This window comes from Allokutzneria sp. NRRL B-24872, from assembly GCF_002155965.1.
Lineage (GTDB): Bacteria > Actinomycetota > Actinomycetes > Mycobacteriales > Pseudonocardiaceae > Allokutzneria.
Genome location: NZ_MUMH01000120.1, coordinates 25,903 through 32,183, shown reverse-complemented (window position 1 = coordinate 32,183; position 6,281 = coordinate 25,903). Strand labels below are relative to the sequence as shown.

Annotated in this window: 5 protein-coding genes; 2 read left to right on the top strand and 3 right to left on the bottom strand. The window is 70.0% G+C overall.

The features are described 5' to 3' along the window. The coding region (locus CCN37_RS28015; protein ID WP_143261844.1) for a response regulator transcription factor at positions 1 to 171 on the bottom strand (171 nt) is incomplete at its 3' end. A gap of 1 nt (position 172) precedes the next feature. Then, positions 173 to 1,414, bottom strand: a complete 1,242-nt coding sequence (locus CCN37_RS28010) for a sensor histidine kinase (RefSeq protein ID WP_086826475.1) — start codon at positions 1,412 to 1,414, stop codon at positions 173 to 175. 280 nt (positions 1,415 to 1,694) lie between these two features. Between CCN37_RS28010 and CCN37_RS28005 the strand changes: the two genes are divergently transcribed. After that, on the top strand, positions 1,695 to 3,131 hold the full coding sequence (locus CCN37_RS28005) for a glycosyltransferase family 39 protein (RefSeq protein WP_246843356.1): 1,437 nt from the start codon (positions 1,695 to 1,697) through the stop codon (positions 3,129 to 3,131). Positions 3,132 to 3,547: 416 nt separating this feature from the next. Then, entirely contained in the window at positions 3,548 to 5,161 is a 1,614-nt protein-coding gene (locus tag CCN37_RS28000) for a GGDEF domain-containing protein (RefSeq protein WP_168200893.1), read from the top strand. A gap of 35 nt (positions 5,162 to 5,196) precedes the next feature. Here CCN37_RS28000 and CCN37_RS27995 read toward each other — a convergent pair whose 3' ends face one another. Further along, on the bottom strand, positions 5,197 to 6,186 hold the full coding sequence (locus CCN37_RS27995; protein ID WP_143261843.1) for a hypothetical protein: 990 nt from the start codon (positions 6,184 to 6,186) through the stop codon (positions 5,197 to 5,199). Positions 6,187 to 6,281 lie beyond the last annotated feature (95 nt).

Here is a 6,281-nt window from a genome sequence, read left to right as displayed (position 1 = left end):
CATGCGCAGGTCCATCAGCACGACGTCGGGGCGGTGCCGCACGACGGCCTCGACCGCGGCGGCGCCGTCGTGGGCCTGGTCGACGACGTCGATGTCCTCGGCGGAACCGAGGATGGTGCGCAGGTGCGCGCAGACCATCGGCTCGTCGTCGACGACCAGAACTTTGATCACGTCACGGTTCATCGTGTGGGCCCTCGACCGTCGGGACGTAGGCGGGAAGTATCGCATCGACCTCGAAACCACCACTGTCCGTCGGACCCGCGCGGAGCCGGCCGTGCACCAGCTCCACCCGCTGCCGCAGGCCGAGCAGCCCTGAGCCGGAACCGCTGCCGCTCAGGCTCGGGTCGAGCGGGGCCTTGGGCGCCGAACTGCGGATGATCAGCCGCAGCCGGTCGCCGCTGTAGCGCACGTACACCCGCACCCACGCCCCCGGCGCGTGCTTGCGCGCGTTGGTCAGCGCCTCCTGCACCACCCGGTAGGCGGTCCGGCCGACCACGGGGGAAGCCAGCAGCGGGTTGCCGTCCTCGATCAGCTCGATCTCGACGCCGACCGACCTGGACTCCTCGATCAGCTCGGTGAGGTCAAGCGTCGTCGTGCTGGAGCCGTCCTCCGGGATCACCTCGTCGGTCCTCGGCCCCGAGCGCAGCACGCCGACGAGGTCCCGCAGCTCCTCCAACGCCTGGCAGCCGGCCGCGCGCAGTTCCTCGGCGGAGGTGCGGGTGGCCTCGTCCTCGGCGGTGATCCGCAGCGCGCCCGCCTGGAGCACCATCAGGCTGAGCCGGTGGGTGACCACGTCGTGCATCTCGGTCGCGAGCTTGACCCGCTCGTCGGCGCGGGCCTGTTCGGCGAGCAGGTCCTGCTCCCGCTCCGCGCGCTCGGCCCGCTCCGTCAGCGCCTGGATCAGGCGGCGTCGCGCGCCGTTGTAGAGGCCGAGCACCGCGGGCAGGATCGTGTACAACACCGCGGACGGGCGCACGTCGAAGAACGGCGACATCATCGGGATGGACTGCCACGGCCGCCACGCGATCACGAGCAGCACCACGGTCATCGACCACGACAGCCACTTGCGGTCGGAGTACTTCATCGCGGAGTAGATCGCGAAGGGCGTGCCGAGCGCCAACCACGGCCGCGCGGGGTCGTACGGCGAGATCATCATCCCCGGCGAGAGCAGTTCTCCGCCGAGGGTGAGCAGCGCGGCGCCCGTGGTCACCGCGAGGACGAGCTCCGGTGCGGTGCGCCGCCAGAACAGCAGTGCCGTGCAGACGATCAGGTCCAGCGCGACGGTGTACCAGAGCACGTACCTGAGCGGGATCTCCGCGATGACGATGACGGAGGTCGTCACGCTCACCACGGCGGCCAAGGGCGCGACGTCGAAGGCGAACTCGCGCCAGTTCGACCACAGTGGACGTTTCACACCAGCGACGTTACTGGCGCGCGGCGCGCCCTGAGCGGCGCCGATCCCTTCGGTGGCACCAGGAACCTACGAAAGTAGCCCCCACCCCCACCGGCCGGGACTTTGGTCGAGCCGGGTGCACACCTTGCACGCTGTTGGCGCGGCTTAGCGAACGGTCGAATTGTGCGACGCCGTTCGAAGGGGAAACGACATGACGAGGACTTCAGTGCGAGGGGGGAACGCGACCGAGGGGGTGCCGGCGCGGGAGGGAGCCGGCGTCCCCTCGGTCGCTTGGGGACCGGTGCTCGCGGTCACGGCCGCGTTCGGGTTGGTGATGCTGCTGTTCAGCGGTCGCTACGGGTTCTTCGGCGACGAGCTGTACTTCATCGCGGCGGGGCGGGAACTGGACTGGGGCTACGCGGACCAGCCGCCGATGCTGCCGTTGCTGGCGCTGCTGATGGACAACCTGTTCCCGGGCTCCGTGGTGGGGCTGCGGCTGCCCGCGACGCTGATCACCACATCGGGGGCGATCATCGCGGCGCTGCTCGCACGGGAGTTCGGTGGCGGTCGTGGCGCGCAGGTGGCCACCGCGGGGGCCTACGCGTTCTCCGGCCTCGCGCTCGGCAGGATGCTCGCGACGTCCACTGTGGACCCGGTGCTGTGGGCCGTCGTGCTGCTGCTGGTCGTCCGCTGGGTGCGCAGGCGCGACGACAACCTGCTGGTGTGGGCCGGTCTCGCCACGGCCGCGGCGATGCAGACGAAGTTCCTCATCCCCGTGCTCTGGGTGGTGCTCGGCGTCAGCGTCCTGGTGATGGGCCCGCGCGAGCTGCTGCGGCGCCCGAAGCTCTGGGTCGGCGCGCTGCTCGCGGTGCTGATCACGGTGCCGACGCTGCTGTGGCAGGCGGCCAACGGCTGGCCGCAGTTGGAGATGAGCAAGGTCGTCGCGGGGGAGACGGAGCTGTTCGGCGGGGCGTGGATGTACCTGCCGGGCACCGTCCTGGTCGCCGGGATCGGCGTGGGCACCGCGTTCTTCTTCTACGGACTGTGGCGGCTGTTCCGCTCGCCCGAGCTGCGCGAGTACCGCTTCCTCGGACTGACCGTCATCGGTGTGGTCGCGGTGTTCGGGCTGACCGGCGGGCGCATCTACTACGCGAGCGGCCTGTACCCGGTGCTGTTCGCGGTGGCCGCGGTCGAGTTCCAGCGCCGTCGCACCGGCAAGTGGCTGCCCTGGGTGGCCTGGCCCGCGTTCGCGCTGTCGGCGCTGATGGCCGTGCAGATGCTGCCGCTGAAGGCGGAATCGGAGCTGGACTACCCGAACATCGGCGTCAAGTGGCAGAACTTCACCGAGGCCGGGCAGTTCGGGTGGACCGAGCTGAGCGACGCGGTCGCGAAGGTCTATCGCGATCTTCCGGCGGAGAAGCAGCGGGACACCGCGATCGTCAGCAACTCCTACTGGTGGGCGAGCGCCCTCGCCTACTACGGCCCGGAACGCGGATTGCCCGCCTCGTACAGCCCGCACCGGGGTTTCCACTACTTCGGCACCCCGGGCGAGAACGTGAAGAACGTCGTCTATTCCGGCGGCGACCCCGGTCCATTGCGTTCTCATTTTGCATCGTGCACCCAGCGCGGAGTGGTGTCGAGCAAGCTGGGACTCGTCGACGGGAGCCCGGTCTGGAGCTGCGAGGGCTTCACCGGCCGCTGGGCCGAGGTGTGGCCGCGACTGCGCAGGATGGCCTGATGTGAAGGGTTCTCCCCGGTCTGGGGGGCGGGGAGAACTCGCGGGTACCATCCGCTCGAGTGACGTTGCCCACCCGTGATCGCAGGAAACCGACCGCTCGTCGAGTGACCATGCGCAATGCAACATGCGGGGGATGTCGCGCTAATCGAGTGAGTGACCCCCTTGATCGTGGATCAAGCAATTACCGGCGGTGAGAATCGGCCCCCTGTCAGAAGGTGCTGGTGGGGGGCTGTCCGCTGGGTAAATCCGCATGTTGCACGTGGTGCCGGTGATGGGGGTGCGACACACCCCGATCGATCTAATTCCACAACCTTGATGTGATGGTCGGTTCCGCCTCGAATTGGTCGACAGTCGGACCTGGCGATTACTACAGTGAGTTGTCCGTGTTCGGTCCTTTACCGACTGTGACTGGGGTTATGGACAGGAAACGATTCGCCATGGTCGCCGCGACGGCGATGTCTTCGGCGTTCGTTGTCGTCGTCCTGACGGGCTTCAAGCTGCTGCCCCCCGTCCCCGTGCTCGCACTGGACAACCTCGCCCAGCTCTCGGCCGGAACGGCGGGCACCTTCTGCTGCTTCTGGTCCGCGCGCGGCAGGCACGGCAGCGACCGCAAGTGGCGCCTGCTGATGGGCGTCGGCTGGGGCATCTGGACCCTCGGGCAGATCGTCTGGACCTGGTACCACATCGTGCTGCGCGCCCAGCCGCCACAACCCTCGCTCGCCGACCTCGGCTTCCTGGCGATGACGGTGTTCGTGCTGGTCGCCCTGCTCGTCTTCAGCGATCATCGCCAGCCGGGCTCGGTGGTGCTGCCGCTGGACCGCAGGCTCACCAGGGCCAGGGTCGTGCTCGTGCTGGACGGCCTGATCGTGGTCGGCTCGCTGTTCATCCTGACCTGGACCACGGTGATGGAGTCCATGGTCAGGGCCAGCTCGCCGTCCCCGCTGGCCTTCGCCGTCGCGATCGCCTACCCGCTGATCGACATCGTGCTGCTGGTCATCGTCGTCATGCTGGCGACCATCCGGCTGGTCGGGCGGCGGCTCCCGCTCGCCTTCATCGGCCTGGGCATGATCACGCTGTTCATCTCCGACTGCGTCTTCGCGTACCTGATCAGCGCGGGCGTCAAGGAGATCCCGGCGCTGGCGAACTTCGGCTACATCACCGCCCCGGTGCTCTTCGGGCTCGCCGCGCTCGCCCCGGCCAGCGCCGTCCCGGTGGCCATGTACGCGGCGCCGCCCCGCCGCGCGGACGGCAGGCTGCCGGTCGTGGAGTGGGTGCACGTGCTCATGCCGTACCTGCCGCTGGTGCTGACCGGTTCGCTGATCCTGGTCCGCACGGCCTTCGGCAGCGCCCCCGGCCCGCTGGAGATCTACCTCGGCCTGGTGGTCATCGCCCTGGTGGTGGTGCGCCAGCTGGTCACCCTGGTGGAGAACATGTGGTTGCTGGACCGCATCCGGCAGAGCCAGCGCCAGCTGGAGCACCAGGCCTTCCACGACTCGCTGACCGGGCTGGCCAACCGCGTGCTCTTCCGCGACCGGCTCGACCACGCCATACACCTCGGCGCCCGGCGCGGTCACCCCGTGACGCTGCTCTTCGCCGACCTCGACGACTTCAAGATCGTCAACGACGGCCTCGGGCACGCGGCCGGCGACGCGCTGTTGCGGGCCATCGCCGATCGGCTGCGCTCCTGCGTGCGCTCCACCGACACGGTCGCGCGGCTCGGCGGCGACGAGTTCGGCATCCTGCTCGACGAGGCCGAGCGCGCCGACAAGATCGCCGAGCGGCTGCTGGAGGCGCTGCGCGTGCCGTTCGTGATCAGCGGCGAGCAGCACCTCGTGCGCGCCAGCATCGGCCTGGTGCACGCCGACCCGCAGGAGCGCGGCCTCACCGCCGACGTCCTGCTCGGCCGGGCCGACATCGCGATGTACAGCGCCAAGCGGCACGGCAAGGGCACCCTCGTCACCTACGAGCCCGAACTCGGCGTCACGCCCAGCGTCGTCGCCCCGCGCCTGGCCGGGTCCACTCCGGCCTGAGGCGCGGATCTGGCCGCCTCCGGTGGGTGGCACGGTCATCGGCGCGTGCGGCTCGACCACCTGCGGGACGCGGTCCGGGGTCCTGACGGGACCGGTTGCGCCAAGGGGCTGATCGGGTCCTGGGTTCGGGGCGTGTGCGTCGGGGGACCGGCGAACCGGCCCCACGTCACGTGCTCGACGTGATCGGTGCGGCGGACCGCGTAGTGGGTCCTCGCGAGGGCGTCGGCCGCGGTGGTGTCGGGCAGCACGAGAACCACCTGCCAGCCAGCCATGGTCAGGAGGTTGAGGTGGTGGCGGTCCTCGGGACCGGGCTCGTCGATCACCACGACGGCCACCCGCTCCTGCTCGAAGCCGAGGGCGACCGTGGCGACGGGGCGCTCGCCGTCGCGGACCACCATGCGCGGCGTCGGGTGCAGGCCCTCCAGGTTGAGCAGGACCCTCAGCTCGGACTCGCGCGGTGAGGCCGCCCTCGGGTCGATGAGGTCGAGCGCTCGGCGGGCCCGGGTGCAGCCGTGGTCGTGGCGCGAGGACACGAAGCGGCGCAGCTCGTCGAGCGTGGTCAAGCCCGCGCGCAGGCACGCGTCCGCCGCGCTGACGGCCTGCGGCAGGGGCGGGGTCCGGAGCAGGTCGTGGAGCAGCCGCTGCGGGCTCGCCAGGCGGATGTCGTGCCAGGGCGTCGAATCGGCCTGGGCGACACGCGCGACGCGGACCGTGAGGCCGTCGACGGGGCACAGGCGGTTGGTCGACGGGACGAGCAGGTCGACGGGATCGTCCGGACCGGCGAGCGGGACACCGCGCAGGGTCGCCGCCGACGCGCCGGTGATCACCGAGGCCGGGTGGGCGAACAGAGCGACCGCTCGGCAGCGCAGCTCGTGCGTCCTCGGCGCCCACCGCGTCGCGTAGACGTTGCGGAAGAGCCGGACGAAGCGGGGACCGCGCAGGTCGCTGGCGTTCACCAAGCCGTCGGCGACCGCTTCGGTTCCTCGGAAAACAGCCGGTGTGGTCGGCATGGGTGTCATGGGCATGACTCCAGGATGCGGCGAGATCCTGGAAGGCAAAATCGATCATGACCTGGTGCTGTGGACAACTCCTCAGCGGCGGAGTTGTCCACAGATCCCGT

Bases quoted from the DNA above. Each gene is read 5' to 3' on its own strand.
- CCN37_RS28000 (WP_168200893.1), top strand. From the start codon at position 3,548: ATGGACAGGAAACGATTCGCCATGGTCGCCGCGACGGCGATGTCTTCG.
- CCN37_RS27995 (WP_143261843.1), bottom strand. From the start codon at position 6,186: ATGCCCATGACACCCATGCCGACCACACCGGCTGTTTTCCGAGGAACC.